The organism is Bacillus sp. SIMBA_154, assembly GCF_046536015.1.
In the GTDB taxonomy this organism is placed as follows: Bacteria; Bacillota; Bacilli; order Bacillales; family Bacillaceae; genus Bacillus; species Bacillus pumilus_P.
The window spans coordinates 1-273 of the sequence record NZ_JAWJBV010000254.1; the positions used below are offsets into that span (position 1 = coordinate 1).

General features: G+C 42.1%; 1 protein-coding gene. It reads right to left on the reverse strand.

The window, feature by feature from the left end:
* A partial coding sequence (locus R0K30_RS21945) for a shikimate kinase (protein ID WP_410612951.1) occupies nt 1-273 on the reverse strand: 273 nt, incomplete at both ends.

Genomic DNA, 273 nt, shown 5'->3' on the forward strand with positions numbered 1-273 from the left:
TTTCAATCAGCAGGTCAGCCCGCTGCTTCCAATTCTCCCATGATAAATCAAGATGGAGCACGAGGCAGTTTTCAAGGCAGCACTGTCTGATTTCCTCTTGTTTAAACGAACCGCCCCCAAGAGACACGATCTTGAATTTCGTATTGCGGCAGATATCTAATATATAATCCTTTTCGGTCTGACGGAAAAAGGCTTCACCTTTTTTCTCAAACATTTCAGGGATGGACATATTGAAATCTTTCTCAATCTGCAGGTCAATATCAATGAAGTCTC